Origin of the sequence: Aerococcus viridans (assembly GCF_002871935.1) — a bacterium.
Lineage (GTDB): Bacteria > Bacillota > Bacilli > Lactobacillales > Aerococcaceae > Aerococcus > Aerococcus viridans_B.
In genome coordinates, this window is record NZ_PNHQ01000005.1 from 33,481 (window position 1) to 50,382 (window position 16,902).

Below are 16,902 nucleotides of genomic sequence, written 5' to 3' on the forward strand. Positions count from 1 at the left end.
TCTTATTATAGCAAGTATCTTACTTATTTCAAGTATATTGCTTATTTCTTCTTAGCAATCGTTAATAGCTCTTCGATTTCATGCTTCAATAAAATTCTACTATCTCCTGGTTTTAAGCCTTTAAGATCTAAAAATCCGTAGCGTTCGCGTTTTAATTTAGTAACGGGGTGTCCTACTGCTTCAAGCATCTTACGGACTTGGCGATTACGTCCTTCGTGGATAATCACCTCAATAATTGTTGTTTTTTTATCCTTATCAACAGAAAGAATTTTAGCTTGTGCAGGTGCTGTTTTACCACCATCAATTTCAACGCCACGTTCTAATTGCTTACGCTCTTCTCCAGTAATAATCCCCTCAACTTTTGCCACATAAACTTTATTAATCTCGTAACGCGGGTGCATTAAAGTATTCGCAAATTCACCGTCATTGGTTAACAACAGTAAACCGGATGTATTGTAGTCTAATCGTCCTACCGGATAAATACGCTGTTCGACATCTGGAAAAAAGTCTGTCACAACTTTACGCCCTTTATCATCTTTTACAGCAGAAATCACGCCAGTTGGTTTATAAAATACATAGTAAACTGGCTCTTCTTTATAAATAGGTACCTCGTCTACTTCAATACGATCAGAATTTGACACTTTTTTTCCTAATTCTCTAACAACTTGTCCATTAACTTTGACGCGTCCCGCCGTAATTAATTTCTCTGATTCTCGTCTAGAGGCAACTCCTGCGTGTGCCATCACTTTCTGTAATCTTTCCATTATTCAATAACTCCTATTGGTGACCTATTCTGTTGGCTCGTCTTTTGTTATTTGGTTGAATTCCTTTTGCATGGGTTCGCCATGCTCATCTATTTTAAAAAGGGTTTCTTCATCTACAGACCCATCTAACACTAAATTATGGATGTCTGGCAAGTCGTTTAAAGACTCTAATCCAAAGTATTGGTAAAAGTAAGATGTCACCTCATATATGATTGGTCTCCCCGGTGAATCTTGTCGACCCGTTTCCATAATTAAATCTCGCTCTAGCAATTTATGGATCATGTTTGACGATTGAACGCCCCGGATATCATCAATTGTCATCCTTGTCACCGGTTGTTGGTAGGCAATAATCGCTAACGTTTCTAAGGCTGCTTGTGATAGTTTTGTAGCGAAAGGAGACACCGCATATTTCTTCACTACATCACCATATGTCGCTTTTGTCACCAATTGGACCCGTTCATTAATCACTGTAATTCTCAAACCCGATTGCGGATCGTGTTGCAGACGATTTCTCAATACCATCACATAATATAAGGCCCATTCTGACTTTATTTCCAGTAAATTCGCAAGTTCATCCACAGCAATACCGTCTTCACCTGCTACGAAAAGTAAACTTTCTATCGCAGCGACTGCATTCATTCACTTTCCTCCCGTCTAATCAATTGAATATCTGCCCTTAAGTTTTCTTGGTATAAGTATAACTCATTTGACTTCACTAATTCTAAAATTGCTAGAAACAAGCTGACAATTTGACTTCGTGAGTGAATTTTACCAATAAAAACAGTATCTTGGAACATTAAAACATTTCGGTTTGACGAGACAAAGGCTTCACGGATATCAGCCATTGCAGCACTTACTGAGTAAAGTTCTCCCGCAATCGTTGTTTGGATCGGTTGTTGATTCTTTAATCGGAAGGCCATTTTTTGAATAGCTCTGTATAAGTCATCCGGCGTTAGTTGGCGTCCAGTCATCGGTATTTTAGCTTGATATGCTGATAAATCAGTTGGTTGCTTGGTGTATTCTAAAGATCTTTCAGCCTGTTTATCCGCTAATATATGAGATATCTCTTGATATTGTTGGAAAGCTAGTAATTGTTCTACCAAAGAATCGCGTGGATCTTCCTCTTCTTCAACAACCTCTTTAGGTGTTTTAGGTAACATCATTTGCGTTTTAATTTCCAGTAATGTAGCGGCCATCACCAAATATTCTGAAGCAACATCCAGAGATAGCGCTTCATAAGTATGAATATAGGCTAAATATTGGTCTGTAACTAAATTAATTGGAATATCGAAAATATCCACTTTTAAATCTTTAATTAAGTGTAATAGTAAATCTAGCGGCCCCTCAAAGGCCGCTAGATCTAGTGTTAATCCATTTGTTTGCTCGTTCATATTGACACTTATCTCCTAGACTTGGGTAGTGTGTTCTTGATTATTATCAGATTCCTCTTGGCGACGCTTTGTCCATTTTGACAAAATTGTTGATAGAGAAATTACTCCAGTAAGGGAATAAACGGGATACTCTTTTTTTAATGCCGTCAGTATATCATAAGTAAGTCCTTCTTCTCTAAAAGAAGGATTGATGGATAAATAACGCACAACTAAAGTATCTGTATCATCATGTTGATCAAATCCCACTAATCCGATAATATTATCTGAATCAGCATCTTTCCATAAATAAATCTTACGCTCATGCTGATCTATTTTATTCATCTCTTCTTTAAGTTCAGAAAACTCTTTAAATTCAGGGATGTAGGATAATAGGCCCATTACGACTTTCTCGTATCTTCCTATATAAGGCACTAACATTTTTGCCCTCCTTTTACTTTTGCTTAATAACAAAGTATGTGTAAGAGTACATTAGCATAGATCTCTAGTCAAGGCAATTTTTTCTCTACTAAAATAGCTTCTTTTAAAGATTGTGTTCGTCATTTAATGCAACCAATAAATCGAATATAGCCAGGCCAACCAGACCTGGCTAACTTGTTTATCTTAACTTTTTTTCTCATTTTGCCTCAAGTTGTAAGATTGTTTTAAGGTACCAAATAAGCCTTTGTCTGAGTAGGTCAATACATTTGACCGGTAGAAATTGGCTGATAACCATAAACATAAAATAGAAAATAGGAGTGAAATAATAACCGACAAAACTAATTCTGTTGTCGATACTGTTTCAGTTGCAATCCTAAATGGCATAACGAATGGTGTAAAGAATGGAATTTGTGATCCTACTCTTACTAAAATATTATTAGAGAAACCTAATCCGAACATACCAATATAGAAGCCTACTATACTAAGCAAGATAATTGGCGTGACCATTTTGTTGACATCTTGTACATTTGAAACGAGTGACCCTAAGAATGCACCTAATACTGAGTAGGTAATGATGCCTAAGAATGCTAATAAGCCTGACCACATAAGGACTGATGATGACGATCCTAGTAAAGTTAGAATAGATTCATTTCCTAAGAAACTTTGAATTTCTGGTGGTAAGGGTGTGCGCATCAACGTGATAAATGCAATACCTAATAAAATAGCATAGAAAGCTACTTGGGTTAATAGTACTAAGGAAATCCCAATCATTTTACCCATAAAATGTGTATTGGATGAAATGGATGATAAGACGATTTCCATAATTCTAGATCCTTTCTCCACAGCAATTTCTTGTGAAATAATGGAGATATAGTTCATGACAAACATGAATACTATAAAGGATACTACATAAGCAACCCCTGTTCGAAACATCGATTGTAAATCTTGGCTACTTTCGGTAGTACCGGCTTCTAAATTAACCGTTTGGTTATGAAGTGGCACGCTTGAATCCAATAGATAACTAGCTTCCTCTTCTAACAACCCTAAAGATTCGGATCTGTTCGATAGTTGAATATCCTCTAATACATTTTGGAATCCATCTGTAGAAATATTTTTACCTGTATTACTTCGATAGAAGTCTGCTTGAATATTTTCTGGATCACTTTCATCTACTTTCAGATAGCCATCAATTTCTTCATTCGCTAAGGCCGCTTCAGCTTGTGCAGTATCTTGATCAAATATTAATTGATTTTGTCCATTATCTTGATTTGCTATTGCTTTGCCAGTTTGATCAGAAACACCCACAATAGCAACCGTTCCAATTGAATCAGAGGCTGTAGCTGATCCAATAATCGTTGCAATGATAGCAACTACTGCAACCATTAAAATAGGACTGAGTAATAACATTACAAATGACCATGAAAATACATTTTTCTTGTAGACTTCTTCAATAATAATCGCTAATCGACTATTTCTCATGACGTCCACCTGCTTCCATTTTGAAAATTTCGTCTAATGTCGGCGGTTGTTGGCTAAAGGATTGGACATACTGTCCATTAGAAATTGTATCAAACAAATCAGGCCCTATGTTTTCATCTTGTAGAATTAACCTATATTCTCCTGTTGCTAATTGAGTAACTTCGTCTACTCCTTCCAACGCTGAAAGTGTATTTTCATCCCAACCGTCAGCTTGAATGAACAATCTCGTTTTTCCATAAGCATTTCTTACCTCATTAATAGGGCCAAAAAACTTTTGATGTCCGTTATGGATCATAATCACAGCATCACAAATATCTTGTACATTAGACATATTATGACTGGAAAAAATAATACATGCACCTTTATCTCGTAACCGCATAATACCTTCCATTAAGAAACTAGCATTGACTGGGTCTAAACCTGAGAAAGGCTCATCTAATATAACCAATTTTGGTTCATGAATTAAGGTTGCAATCAATTGGACCTTTTGTTGGTTACCTTTCGATAACGTCTTAATTCTATCTTTACGGTTACCTTTCACGTTAAAATTTTCTAGCCATTCATCAATTTTGGTATCAATTTCATGTTTTTTCATTCCACGTAATCGAGCAAAATATGTAATTTGTTTCTCAATTGTCATCGCTTCATAAAGTCCACGTTCTTCAGGTAAGTAGCCCACGATATCATATACCTTTTTCATATGTAATGGCTGTCCTTCCCACTTTACTTGACCACCATTTTCTGGTGTTAGAAAATTCAAAATCATACGGAATATTGTTGTTTTCCCAGAACCATTTTGACCTACGATACCTAGGATAGTGCCTGGTTGAATGTCAAATGAAACATCATCCACTGCGACAAGTTTGCCGAAGGTTTTGCGTAGGTGTTCTACTTCTAACATACGATTTCCTCCTCGAATTTTTAATGAAAATTTTTTCGCCTACTTATATTATAAAATAAATAAATGGTTAAATATCTTCATAATTTTAAAAAAAATACATCATATTGAATATATGCAAAAAAAAAAGCAGGAAAAGCCCTACTTTTTATAATGAGTTATATTTATCGCACAATTTTTGATTTTTTTATGCTCGTGGATGGTTTTGCTTATAAATATCTTTCATATATTGTGCATGAATATGGGTATATATTTGTGTGGTCGAAATATCTGAATGACCAAGTAACTCTTGTACCACCCTCAAATCGGCCCCATTTTCAAGTAAATGTGTTGCAAAAGAATGCCGTAGCGTATGAGGACTAATGTCCTTAGTAATATCCGCCATCATAACCATTTTCTTTAAGTTTTTCCAAACGCCTTGTCTAGATAAAGGTTTGCCCCGATTATTCACAAATAAATAATCTTGACTCTCGTCTTCATCTTTAACTAACTTAGGACGTCCTTCAGTTAGATACCTATTAATCCATTCTTCAGCCAACTCCCCAATCGGTACCAATCGTTCTTTATCCCCTTTACCAATTGTTTGAATAAAACCCATATCTAGGTGAATGTCTGCTAATTTGATATGAATAATTTCAGAAACACGCATACCAGTTGAGTATAGGGTCTCCAATAGCGTTCTATCTCGTAATCCTAACGGCCTGCTCACATCTGGAGCAGCTAGAATGCGATCCACTTCATCTAAGGTTAATACTGCTGGTAAATGTTGTATTTTCTTTGGTAGAGAAATCTTTTCCATTGGATTGCTTTCAATAACACCATCTAATTTTAAATACCGAAAGAAATGTCGTAAGGTTGACACATAATGTGACCTTGTAGATGTTGCTAGCTGGTCCTCATTCATCCACTTGAGGTGTGTGAGCACCGTAGCTTGATCAATTTCTTGAACACGCTCAACCCCCTGACGACCTAGATAAGTCATCATTCTGTTTAACTCCTGCTTGTAGGAAATGATGGTATTTTCAGCCAGTCCTTCTTCTACGCGCATCGTATTTAAAAAATCTTCAATCACTTCACTTAACTTCATGCTTGCCCTTTCTTCACTCAACAAAACGTGCTACTGAATTTAAAGTAGCTTACTTTATTAATAAATTCTGGAAAACTCAGTTGATTACTACTTTAAGCTTGATTACTTAAGGCGGATACCACCGTCAACTTGCTCAATTTGACGGTTTTTTAACAAGTTCCCTACAGCCCGTTTAAATTGTGCCTTAGAAATACCAAAATAGTCGCGGATATCCTCTGGATTAGATTTATCATGGTAAGGTAAGAAATGATTTGGTTGACGTTGTAATAAAGCTAAAATCATTTGTGCATCTTCAGTGATGACTGTATGTGCAAGTGGCTTTAGAGAAATGTTCAAGTTTCCATTCTGCCCAATACCAATTACGCGACCTTGTACTTCTTGACCCAAATGCGGTTCTTCTAATCGCTCACTTTCGTGAATGAAAGCTAAGAAATAATCATCTGTAATCACATAAGTACCAACTAACTTAGCGCGATAGACCGTCCCTTTGACTTCTTGATTGGTCCAAGATTTCGATTGTGGTGATAATTTATTTGTAATTTGTTGAAAAACTTGATCTTCTGCTAATTTACCCCAGATACGGCCTTTTTTATCTACTTCTAAACGGATAAATAACCGGTCACCTTTTTTAGGCCATAAGTGTTTTTCACTTGGTAGGTCATCTAAAGAAACAACAATTTCTTTATCTGCCAAGCCAATATCCACAAAAACACCTAAATCTTTACGAATCGTTGTAACCGTCGACCAACCATAACGACCTTGACGTATTTCTGGTAATCGCGTTGTCATCATTTTTGTATGTTTCATATTTTCGTAAATAAAACCTCGGACTGCATCACCTAATTGGTAATCGCCCTCGTTTTTATCAAGTTGGTAAGTAATACCCTCTTTTTGTACTGAATAAAATTTATCATTTTGATCTGTTACCAATGCTTTAATAACAGTAGCTAATTGTGCGCTCATATTTTTCTCCTTCAGCTGATCCATTGTTTATATTAGTGCTATTGTATCATATTTAATTCATTATTTAGTCGTACCGCCATACTTCAAACAATTGATTATACTCGATTCCTATTCAAAGGTAAATGGTTATTATTTCAATACTATTCATTAAAATAATGTATGCGTATATATATAATAAAAAGGAGATGTGCGGTTTAGCAACATCTCCCTTCTATTTCATCAAATTCAACTAACACATTTTTCTAATCACTTCTGCTGTTTCATGTGCCGCCATTCGACGAACATCTAGTCGATAGTTCGACGCTTCCTCGTATAAGGGAATACGTCGCTCATATTTAGCAGCCATTTGCTTTTTACTATTAGCATTAACTAATGGACGATCATTTTGGATAAGTCCACCTCGGTTAATTCGTTGCCAGGAAGTTTCAAAAGTATCCTGTAAGTAGAATACCTGATCTTGTTGGACAAGCAATTGTCGGCATTCAGTCGTTTCAACAATACCTCCACCAGTTGAAATAACCATACGCCCATTTTCTTCCGCTTCAAGTAATTCTCTTAGTACTTGATACTCTATTAATCTAAATCCCGATTCTCCAATTTGATCAAAGATTTCTGCAATCGTCTGACCTTGTCGGGCCTCGATATAATAGTCCATGTCCACAAATGGCACACCCAATTTATTGGCCAAAATGCGCCCGACTGTTGTCTTCCCGACACCCATAAATCCTGTTAATATGATTAGCATCCTTTGATCAACCTTCCATTTCATTTTAAAATTGGGTAACTTATTTGCTTAATGCAGCTAAGTCATCGAAGAAGCTAGGAAAAGAAATATTGACAGCTTCTGGATGTGCCAGTTGAACAGTACCTTCTTTAACCAATAATGCAGCCACTTGTAACATCATACCAATACGATGGTCACCGTAACTGTCAACTTCTGCTGCATGTAATGGTGTTGGTCCAGTAATGATCATACCATCTTCAGTTTCTTCAATGTTTGCACCCATTTTGTTTAATTCTTGGGTAGTGGCCTTAATACGGTCAGTTTCTTTTACTTTTAATTCTTCTGCGTTTCGAATAATCGTTTTACCTTCAGCTTGTGTTGCTGCTAAAGCAATAATAGGAATCTCATCAATTAAAGTTGGAATAATATCTCCACCGAATTCAGTTGCTTTCAGATTGCTCCAATGGACAGTTAAGTCCCCACTTAAGCCACCTTCATGTAAGTTGATTTCAATATTTGCACCCATATCTTTCAATACTTCAATAATGCCAGCACGAGTTGGATTCAACCCGACATTAGGCATATTTAGTTTAGACCCCTTAACTAAAAGTGCAGCAACAATGAAAAAGGCCGCAGAAGAAATATCTGCTGGTATAGTGATATCACTAGCTGTTAATGTTTGACCACCTTTTAAATAAATATCTCTATCTTCAACACGTAAGTCCACACCAAAGTTTTTTAACATCTTTTCAGTATGGTCACGAGACCGTTCCTTTTCATGGATAACCGTTGTTCCCTCAGCTGAAAGACCTGCCAATAGGATAGATGACTTTACCTGAGCTGAAGCTACTGGCATATCATACTCAATCGCATTTAAATGGTCGACAGGCTGAATATATAGAGGGGCAAACTCGCTTCCGTCAGATCCAGAAATAGAGGCACCCATTTGACGTAAAGGTAACATTACCCGATTCATTGGGCGTTTAGATAGAGAGTCATCCCCAATAATTTTGGTTTTAAAAGGAAAACCAGTAAATAGTCCTGCTAATAGACGCATAGTTGTACCAGAATTTCCAGCATCTAGAGCTTTTTGCGGTGCCGTTAACCCGTCGATACCTTTACCATGCACAATAACAGAGCCGTCTGGTTCTTCATCAATTTGAACACCTAAATCACGGAAAATATTCATAGTTGAAATGCAATCTTCGGCATATAAAAAACCTTCAATTTTAGTTGTACCTTTTGCAATTGCAGCAAACATGATTGCCCGATGAGTAATTGACTTGTCACCGGGAATCGTAATCGTGCCTTCTAATGCATTGGCATCAATCATTAACTTTTTCATGAATACCTTACTCTCCTTCATTTTGCCAGATATCAGGATTTTTCACATATTCGCGGTAGTCGGCTACAGACTTTACTAATTCATTGTAGTCATCATGAGGGAATTTTTCTAATATTGCTTGCGCTAACTCAGTCGCAATCACTGTTTCCGCGATAATAGCGGCACGTGGTACTGCAGTAATATCTGAACGTTCGATTGATGCCTTGTAAGGTTCTTTTGTATAGATATCTACTGATTGTAAAGGATGGTATTGTGTTGGAATTGGTTTTTTGTATCCACGAACGATAATCGGCATACCTGTAGTCATACCACCTTCAAAACCACCCATATGGTTCGTTAATCGGTAGAATCCTTGCGTTTCATCATAGGCAATTTCGTCCATTAATTCATTACCAAAACGGTTAGCAACTTCAACACCATCACCAATTTCAGCAGCCTTAAAAGCATTGATTGATACCATAGCACCAACTAATTTAGCATCCAATTTTTTGTCCCAATGGGTATATGAGCCTAGACCAGCTGGTACGTTTTTAGCAATCACTTCAATTACACCACCAAGAGTTGTACCATCTTTTTTTGCTTGGTCAATTTTTACTTTAATTTCTTCATCTATAGAATGATCAATCATTTTTAATTCTGATTCATCAGTTGTTTGACGGATTTCATCATAAGAGAGGCTTGTAGCATCAACTTTACCCTCAACGCCACCTAAAGCTTTTACATAAGCGATTATTTCAATACCTAGCCCGTCTAAGATTTGTTGTGCAATGGAACCAACAGCTACTCGCATAGTCGTTTCTCTAGCTGAAGAACGTTCTAAAACGTTACGCAAGTCTTTAAATCCATATTTAATCCCACCAACTAAATCAGCGTGTCCAGGACGTGGATGATGAACTGTACGGCGTTTTTTAATGCCTTCTTCCACATCTTCTGTGCTCATAATTTCTGTCCATTTTTTAAAGTCTCTATTTTCAACTTGTAAAGTAATTGGTGAACCTAAAGTTAAACCATGACGCACACCTGATGTGATACGCACTTGGTCTTTTTCAATTTTCATACGATTTCCTGCACCATAACCCATTTGGCGGCGAGCAAGATTCTCGTTGATTTTATCTATATCGATTGGTAAATTTGCCGGAACGCCTTCAATAATCGCAGTTTCTAATGGACCATGTGATTCGCCAGCTGTAATGAAACGTAGCATGTACTGTTTCCTCCTAATTATCAATTTCTTCTATTCATTTTAGCCTTTATTTCCTATTGGAGCAATTATATTTATGCAAAAAATTAGAAAATAATGAATATTTAACAACAAATCTAATATTACTAGCTATACTTGCAAAAAAGAAAAGTGTTGATTGAGCCAAATAGCTCAGTCAACACTTTTTAAATGTCCGAACAATAGATTATAATGATATAGTTTCAAATGAATTAGATAGTTGTAGTTGCGCCGTTATAAACAATACCACGACGAGCATCAACTGTTACTAATTGACCATTTTCAATTGTGGTAGTGGCATTTTCAGCACCTACTACAACTGGAATACCATTTTCAACACCTAGTACTGCTGCATGACTAGTCAACCCGCCTTTTTCAACAACTACAGCCGCTGCATTTTGAATCGCTTCATTGTAATCATTGTCAGTTGATTTCACAACTAAAATAGCGTTAGGTTTTACTTTAGCTACTGCATCTGCTGCATTATCTACTACTACTGCATGACCAACAACAGATTTTTCACCGATACCTGAACCGGATACTAGTTTTTCACCAATAACTTGAATTTTCATCAAGTTAGTTGTGCCTTTTTCACCAACTGGTACACCAGCTGAGATGATGATTGTATCACCGTCATGGGCATATCCTGAGTCTTTAGCTACGATGCCTGCTAATGTCATCATTTCATCAGTTGAAGCTGGTTTTTCAATAACAAATGGTTCCACACCCCAAGCTAAAACTAATTTACGTGCTTGGCTTTCAGAGAAAGTTAATGCAATAATTTTTGCACTTGGACGGTATTTAGAAATCATTTTAGCTGTATGACCTGATTCGGTCGCAGCAACAATTGTAGAAACGCGTAAGCCGCGAGCTGTATAAGCAACAGATTGGCTAATTGCTTCTGCCATATCACCTTCTGTATTTGGTTTCAATGAACCAATGTCAGTTTTAGCTTCTTCACGGCCTTCAGTGACTAAAGCAATTCGGTTCATAGTTTGAACTGCTTCTACTGGATAATCACCAGCTGCAGTTTCACCTGAAAGCATAATTGCGTCAGTACCATCTAAAATTGCATTAGCAACGTCAGAAGCTTCTGCACGTGTAGGTCTTGGGTTACGTTGCATTGAGTCTAACATTTGTGTAGCTGTAATAACCGGTTTACCAGCTAAATTACATTTACGGATCATGTCTTTTTGTACAACTGGTACTTGTTCAGCTGGGATTTCTACCCCTAAATCACCACGAGCAACCATCAATCCGTCAGATACAGATAAGATATCTTCTAAGTTATCTACACCTTCTTGGCTTTCGATTTTAGGAATGATTTGAACAGATTCATTACCAGTTTCTTCTAAAATTTCACGAATTTCTAACACATCACTTGGTTTACGTACAAATGAAGCAGCGATGTAGTCAATATCGTTTTCTAAACCGAAACGGATATCATTTTCATCTTTTTCAGTAATACCTGGTAATTGAACAGAAACGCCAGGTACGTTAACACCTTTTTTATCTTTAACGATACCAGTATTTTGAACTTCAGTAATGATTTCGTTATTTTCAGTGTCGATACCAGTTACCAATAAGTCAACTAAACCATCATCAATTAAGATATGAGAACCTAATTCAACATCATTAATTAAGCCAGTATATGTGACTGAGAATTTCTTCTCATCCCCTTCAACTTCTGTCATTGAAATGCGAACTTCAGAACCTTTAACCAGCGTAACAGCTTTATGATCTTTCATGTTGTTTGTACGAATTTCAGGACCTTTAGTATCCAGTAAAATCGCAACACGACGGCCAGCTTTTTCAGAAGCTTCACGAATGTTATGAATACGTGCTAAGTGTTCTGCATGGTCCCCATGAGAGAAGTTTAAACGAGCAACGTTCATACCTGCTTCGATCAGTTGAACTAAAGTTTCAACGGACTCCGATGCGGGTCCAATGGTACATACAATCTTGGTGTTTTTTTCCATAATGATTCATGCATCCTTTCTTAGAGAAAATTAAAATGAAATTTCTGAGTTGATATTGTATAAATCTACTTGAGACGTATGTGAGTGGCCTTTCGATTGTAATGCTTCGTTAATATCAGTAGAAATAATTTTTTCTCCACTAATACCGACACAAACACCACTAGCCCCTTCATGAAGCAATTCCACAGCTTTGAAGCCAAATTGCGCCGCTAATACACGGTCACGAGCTGTTGGTGCTCCACCACGTTGAACATGACCTAATACCGTAACACGTGCATGATAATCATCGTATTCATAAAGCTTATCAGCAAATTCATGCCCTTCCATTACACCTTCAGCAAGGATAATGATAGAGTGCTTCTTACCACGACGTTGACCTTCTTCGATATTTGCAACAATTTCATCCATATTAAATTCTGCTTCAGGAATAATAATTTGCTCAGCCCCTGAACCGATACCAGTCCAAACAGCAATATCTCCAGCATTACGGCCCATCACTTCAATGACAAATGTCCGAAGATGACTCGTTGCCGTGTCACGAATTTTATCGATAGCTTCTAAGGCAGTATTACATGCGGTATCAAAACCAATAGTATATTCGGTACCAGGAATATCGTTATCAATTGTTCCTGGAATGCCGACAGTTTGAATACCTTCTGCGGCCAATGATGCTGCACCTCTGTATGAACCGTCCCCACCGATGACTACCAAAGAGTCAATACCATGTTTTTTTAATTGTTCAATGGCTAGTCTACGGCCTTCTTCATCCTGAAATTCAGGATAACGGGCAGTATATAGCATAGTGCCTCCGCGAGCAGTTAAATCACTCACATCCCGTTCCGCCATTTGGAAAATATCGCCTTCAGCTAGGCCACGATAACCGTAGCGAATACCGAAAACTTCATCTCCATCATGAATTGCTTTACGGACAACTGCTCTAATAGCTGCGTTCATACCAGGGGCGTCTCCACCACTAGTTAAAACTCCTATACGTTTTCCCATTTTTCCACCTCAATTAATTTATTTACAGTGTTATTCTACCATTTTTCATAGCTAATGTCTTACGTTTTCTTAATTTGTGCAAAGTTATACAAGTATTTTACATTATTTAATCACAACATTGCGCTCGCCATAGATTGCAATCAATGCTTGCACCGATTCATTTGTCACTTGGATTGCATATTTTTCTGCTAACCAGTAGCTTTCTTGACTAGCCACAATTGTAAAATGAAGCAATGTTTGACCTGGATATTTAGCTACTACAGTTAACAATCCAGCTTTTAAATCGCTTGCCATTGCTTTATCAGCTACACGAATCCAACAAACCGGTGCTGATTGCTTCTGCACTGTTGACTCAGGGTGATTCACTGAACGCTTTTTCTTATCAACTTTCTCCGACGCTCCAGGTAGCCCAACTTGTTTTTGTTTTAACTGATTTAAATATTGCTTAGCTGTTGCATCTAACATCCATGCTTTAGTTAACACTACCTGCAATTCACCATTGCGTTTTTGTGTCCTTCCATAAATTAATAAAGCATTTCCTTGATTCAGATGTTTAGCAAAGTCGATATAAGCTTCAGGAAAAGCTGTCACTGATATCGCACCTGTTTGATCTTCGAGTGTCACAAAAGCCATGGGTTGATTTCTTTTCGTGGTAATCCGTTTAACTGTCCTTACCTCACCAAGGAAAAAAACCTTGTTATTTTCTTTTAGCCTATCAATGTAGTTGATGATCCCTGCCTGATAAAAATCTTCATAATCTTCAAATAAATTTATGGATAAAGCTTGGCCTAATGTTTCGATTTCATTTTCGATCAACTCATGTTGGTCAAATTCATCAATTTCAACAATTTTGGGTGCAAACATTGCAGACAAATCATCTTCCCCTAGTAGTGACGTTTGATTTTTGTTATCCGTCTTAAATAATTGTTCATGAGTAATCATTTTAGGAATCGCTTCTAATTGTAGTGTACGACGGTTATAACCAAAGGTATCCAAGGCACCGGACTGCGCTAACTTTACTAATATATCTTCTTTTAAAGCAAGCTTACCAAGTCGATGGATAAAGTTAGTGAAATCTTTAAAAGGACCTTCCGCTTCTCTAGCTTCAATTATTTCTTCTACTGCTCGCTTAGGAATACCTCTGATATCGCCTAATCCCAGCTGCAATTGATGAGCATTCACTACCGACAGACCATAAAATGACTTGTTGATATCTGGATTGACCACCTGAACACCATGATTTTTAGCTTCTAAAACAAGATTTTTCCCTTTCTTATCATAGATTCTGGTATGCTTCAGATTACCATAATAAAAAGCAACGGGATAATTGGCTTTAATCCAAGCTAACTGATAAGCCAAATATGAATATGCAAAGGAATGCGATTTATTGAAACCATAATTGGCAAAGGCCTCTATATAATCATAAATTTGTACAGCAATATTTTCTTGATAACCCTTATCAATCGCACCATTTATAAATTGCTGCCGGACTCTTTCAATGGTTTCGTGTTTCTTTTTCCCAATCGCACGGCGCAAGATATCTGCTTCTCCCAAGCTAAAACCGGCAATTTTTTGGGTAACCTGCATTACCTGCTCTTGATAGACCATAATGCCATATGTAGGCGCTAATATGGGCGTCAAATCAGGGTGAGGGTAAGCTATTGGTTCACGTCCATGTTTTCTTGAAACAAAATGTGGAATTTGCTGAACTGGACCTGGTCGATACAAGGCATTCACCGCAACCACATCTTCAATTGATGTTGGTGCTACTTGCTTTAAGACATTTTTAATACCATCTGATTCAAATTGGAAGACACCATTTGTATCTGCATGACGGAATATTTCATAAGTATTTTGATCATCTAAAGGTATATCTGAAGCTTTAACTGCTCTACCAGTCAATTTACTTACCGCGGATAAACCATCATGCAAAATGGTGAGATTGGATAAACTTAGAAAGTCGACTTTCAAGAGTCCGACCGCCTCAACATCCCCCATCGTGTATTGGGTATTGGGAATATGAGTCGAGGATGCTTGTAGCGGCGTATACAAGGTTAGGGGTTGGTCAGCAATTACTACGCCCGCTGCATGTGTAGAAACATGACGTGGTAACCCTTCTAATTTTCGTGCAGTATCAAACCATAATTGACCGTATTCTTCATTTACAATCAACTCCTGTAATTTCGCTGACTGTTTATAAACTGCAGTTAAAGTCTCAGCTGGTAAATTGGGATTATTTTCTACTGTATTTGCCCATTCAGAAAGCGTCACCTGCGCCTTTCCAAATACAGCACCTACATTTCTTAAGGCTTGACGCGCCCCGAAAGTACCGAATGTGGCAATCTGAGCGACATGGTTTTCGCCATATTTTCGGTAAACATAGTCTAAGACTTTTTGGCGTTTATCGTCTGGGAAATCTAAATCTATATCAGGCATATTCTGTCGTTCAGGATTTAAAAAACGCTCAAATAGTAAGTCATTCGCAATCGGATCAACATCCGTTATCTCTAGTACATAAGCAACTAAAGCACCAGCTGCTGAACCGCGGCCTGGACCAGTTTGGATAGCATGTTGATGGGCGTAATTCATTACATCCCATACAATCAAGAAATAATCATCAAATCCCATCTTATGAATTACATTTAATTCATATGCCAAACGATCAGTATACGCTTTGGAAACTGTTTGCACTCGCTTTGCTAGTCCAGCTTCAGCTAAATCTTTTAAATATTTTTGTGTGTCTGTATATTCACTTGGTATTTGATATTTAGGTAGCAAGGTTTTTACTTTTGGAAAATCAATTTTAATTTGCTTGACCATTTCCGTTAATTGATTGAGGGCTTCTTGATATTTTAACTCCTGGTACATACTTGACCACTGACCTGGACTTCTCAAAGCGTGTGCGCCTTTAATCTTTTTCATTTCCTCAATATCAACTAACTTTTCATTTCGATCAATCGCTTCTAGCACTTGTTGGGTGAAGTAGTCATCAGGTTCCAAGTATTGAATATGTGGCATTGCAATTAATGGAATACCCCAACGTTCACTAAGTTCAACTATAGCATCTGTATGGAACTGTTCATTCTCCAAAGCTGATAGTCCCAAGAACAATTGATTACTAGAAAAATGACGTCGCCACCAAACTAATTCTTGGTCTAATTGGGCATAATCAGCTTGACCATCACCTTGTTTGAAATACCGCATATGTGGTCCTGTCATAGCTGAAAATATAACAATATAATCATCAGCATGCAAAGTAATTTCTTGGTAAATAGCTTGGCGATTTGCCTCTGTTTGTAGTTTTAAAGACGACGAAAGGGCCATCAGATGCTGATAGCCTTGGTAATTTTTGGCGTAGACAACCAATTCTTCTTTCATATTATCTATATTAAACTGGATCGTTAACCCAATTAAAGGAGTGATGCCATTTTGCTCACAGGCGCGGACGAAAGCTAAAGTCCCTGACATGACATTCACATCTGCCAAACCTAAATGGGTATAACCTGCTGCCTTACCTGCTTTGACATAAGACTCAACCGACATTGGACTTGTCAATAAAGAATAAGCTGAATTTACATGTAATGGTACGAACATCCGCTCACTCCTCCTTCATTCTCTTAAGTATTTTCATTCA

The 16,902-nt window shown here is 37.4% G+C and carries 14 protein-coding genes; all 14 read right to left on the reverse strand.

Annotation, left to right across the window (positions count from 1 at the left end; genetic code table 11):
• Positions 1 to 41: 41 nt before the first annotated feature.
• Positions 42 to 764: a pseudouridine synthase gene (locus CJ191_RS02950; protein WP_070469043.1), complete on the reverse strand. Its 723-nt coding sequence runs from the start codon at positions 762 to 764 to the stop codon at positions 42 to 44.
• A 24-nt stretch (positions 765 to 788) separates the two neighbouring features.
• Positions 789 to 1,403 carry an SMC-Scp complex subunit ScpB gene (gene scpB, locus CJ191_RS02955; protein WP_070469045.1) on the reverse strand — a complete coding sequence of 205 codons (615 nt, stop codon included), beginning with the start codon at positions 1,401 to 1,403 and terminating at the stop codon, positions 789 to 791.
• Positions 1,400 to 2,155, reverse strand: coding sequence for a segregation/condensation protein A (locus CJ191_RS02960; protein WP_070469047.1), 756 nt, complete (start codon positions 2,153 to 2,155; stop codon positions 1,400 to 1,402). Before CJ191_RS02960 ends, scpB begins: the two co-directional genes overlap by 4 nt.
• Before the next feature lie 15 nt (positions 2,156 to 2,170).
• Positions 2,171 to 2,572, reverse strand: coding sequence for a reductase (locus CJ191_RS02965; RefSeq protein WP_070469048.1), 402 nt, complete (start codon positions 2,570 to 2,572; stop codon positions 2,171 to 2,173).
• A gap of 183 nt (positions 2,573 to 2,755) precedes the next feature.
• The gene (locus CJ191_RS02970) at positions 2,756 to 4,051 is read right to left on the reverse strand and encodes an ABC transporter permease (protein WP_070469049.1); all 1,296 of its coding nucleotides are present in this window, start codon (positions 4,049 to 4,051) and stop codon (positions 2,756 to 2,758) included.
• Positions 4,041 to 4,952, reverse strand: a complete 912-nt coding sequence (locus CJ191_RS02975) for an ABC transporter ATP-binding protein (RefSeq protein WP_070469050.1) — start codon at positions 4,950 to 4,952, stop codon at positions 4,041 to 4,043. Before CJ191_RS02975 ends, CJ191_RS02970 begins: the two co-directional genes overlap by 11 nt.
• 184 nt (positions 4,953 to 5,136) lie before the next feature.
• The gene (gene xerD, locus CJ191_RS02980) at positions 5,137 to 6,036 is read right to left on the reverse strand and encodes a site-specific tyrosine recombinase XerD (protein ID WP_070469051.1); all 900 of its coding nucleotides are present in this window, start codon (positions 6,034 to 6,036) and stop codon (positions 5,137 to 5,139) included.
• Between the two features lie 102 nt (positions 6,037 to 6,138).
• On the reverse strand, positions 6,139 to 6,999 hold the full coding sequence (locus tag CJ191_RS02985; protein ID WP_070469053.1) for a CvfB family protein: 861 nt from the start codon (positions 6,997 to 6,999) through the stop codon (positions 6,139 to 6,141).
• A 229-nt stretch (positions 7,000 to 7,228) separates the two neighbouring features.
• Positions 7,229 to 7,744, reverse strand: a complete 516-nt coding sequence (locus tag CJ191_RS02990) for a shikimate kinase (protein WP_070468959.1) — start codon at positions 7,742 to 7,744, stop codon at positions 7,229 to 7,231.
• Between the two features lie 40 nt (positions 7,745 to 7,784).
• The gene (aroA, locus tag CJ191_RS02995; RefSeq protein WP_070468957.1) at positions 7,785 to 9,068 is read right to left on the reverse strand and encodes a 3-phosphoshikimate 1-carboxyvinyltransferase; all 1,284 of its coding nucleotides are present in this window, start codon (positions 9,066 to 9,068) and stop codon (positions 7,785 to 7,787) included.
• 7 nt (positions 9,069 to 9,075) lie between these two features.
• Complete coding sequence (gene aroC / locus CJ191_RS03000; protein ID WP_070468956.1) at positions 9,076 to 10,272, reverse strand: chorismate synthase; 1,197 nt, start codon at positions 10,270 to 10,272, stop codon at positions 9,076 to 9,078.
• Between the two features lie 227 nt (positions 10,273 to 10,499).
• On the reverse strand, positions 10,500 to 12,266 hold the full coding sequence (gene pyk, locus CJ191_RS03005) for a pyruvate kinase (protein ID WP_070468954.1): 1,767 nt from the start codon (positions 12,264 to 12,266) through the stop codon (positions 10,500 to 10,502).
• A gap of 30 nt (positions 12,267 to 12,296) precedes the next feature.
• Complete coding sequence (pfkA, locus tag CJ191_RS03010) at positions 12,297 to 13,268, reverse strand: 6-phosphofructokinase (RefSeq protein ID WP_102198962.1); 972 nt, start codon at positions 13,266 to 13,268, stop codon at positions 12,297 to 12,299.
• Between the two features lie 102 nt (positions 13,269 to 13,370).
• The gene (locus CJ191_RS03015; protein WP_070468950.1) at positions 13,371 to 16,862 is read right to left on the reverse strand and encodes a DNA polymerase III subunit alpha; all 3,492 of its coding nucleotides are present in this window, start codon (positions 16,860 to 16,862) and stop codon (positions 13,371 to 13,373) included.
• Positions 16,863 to 16,902 lie beyond the last annotated feature (40 nt).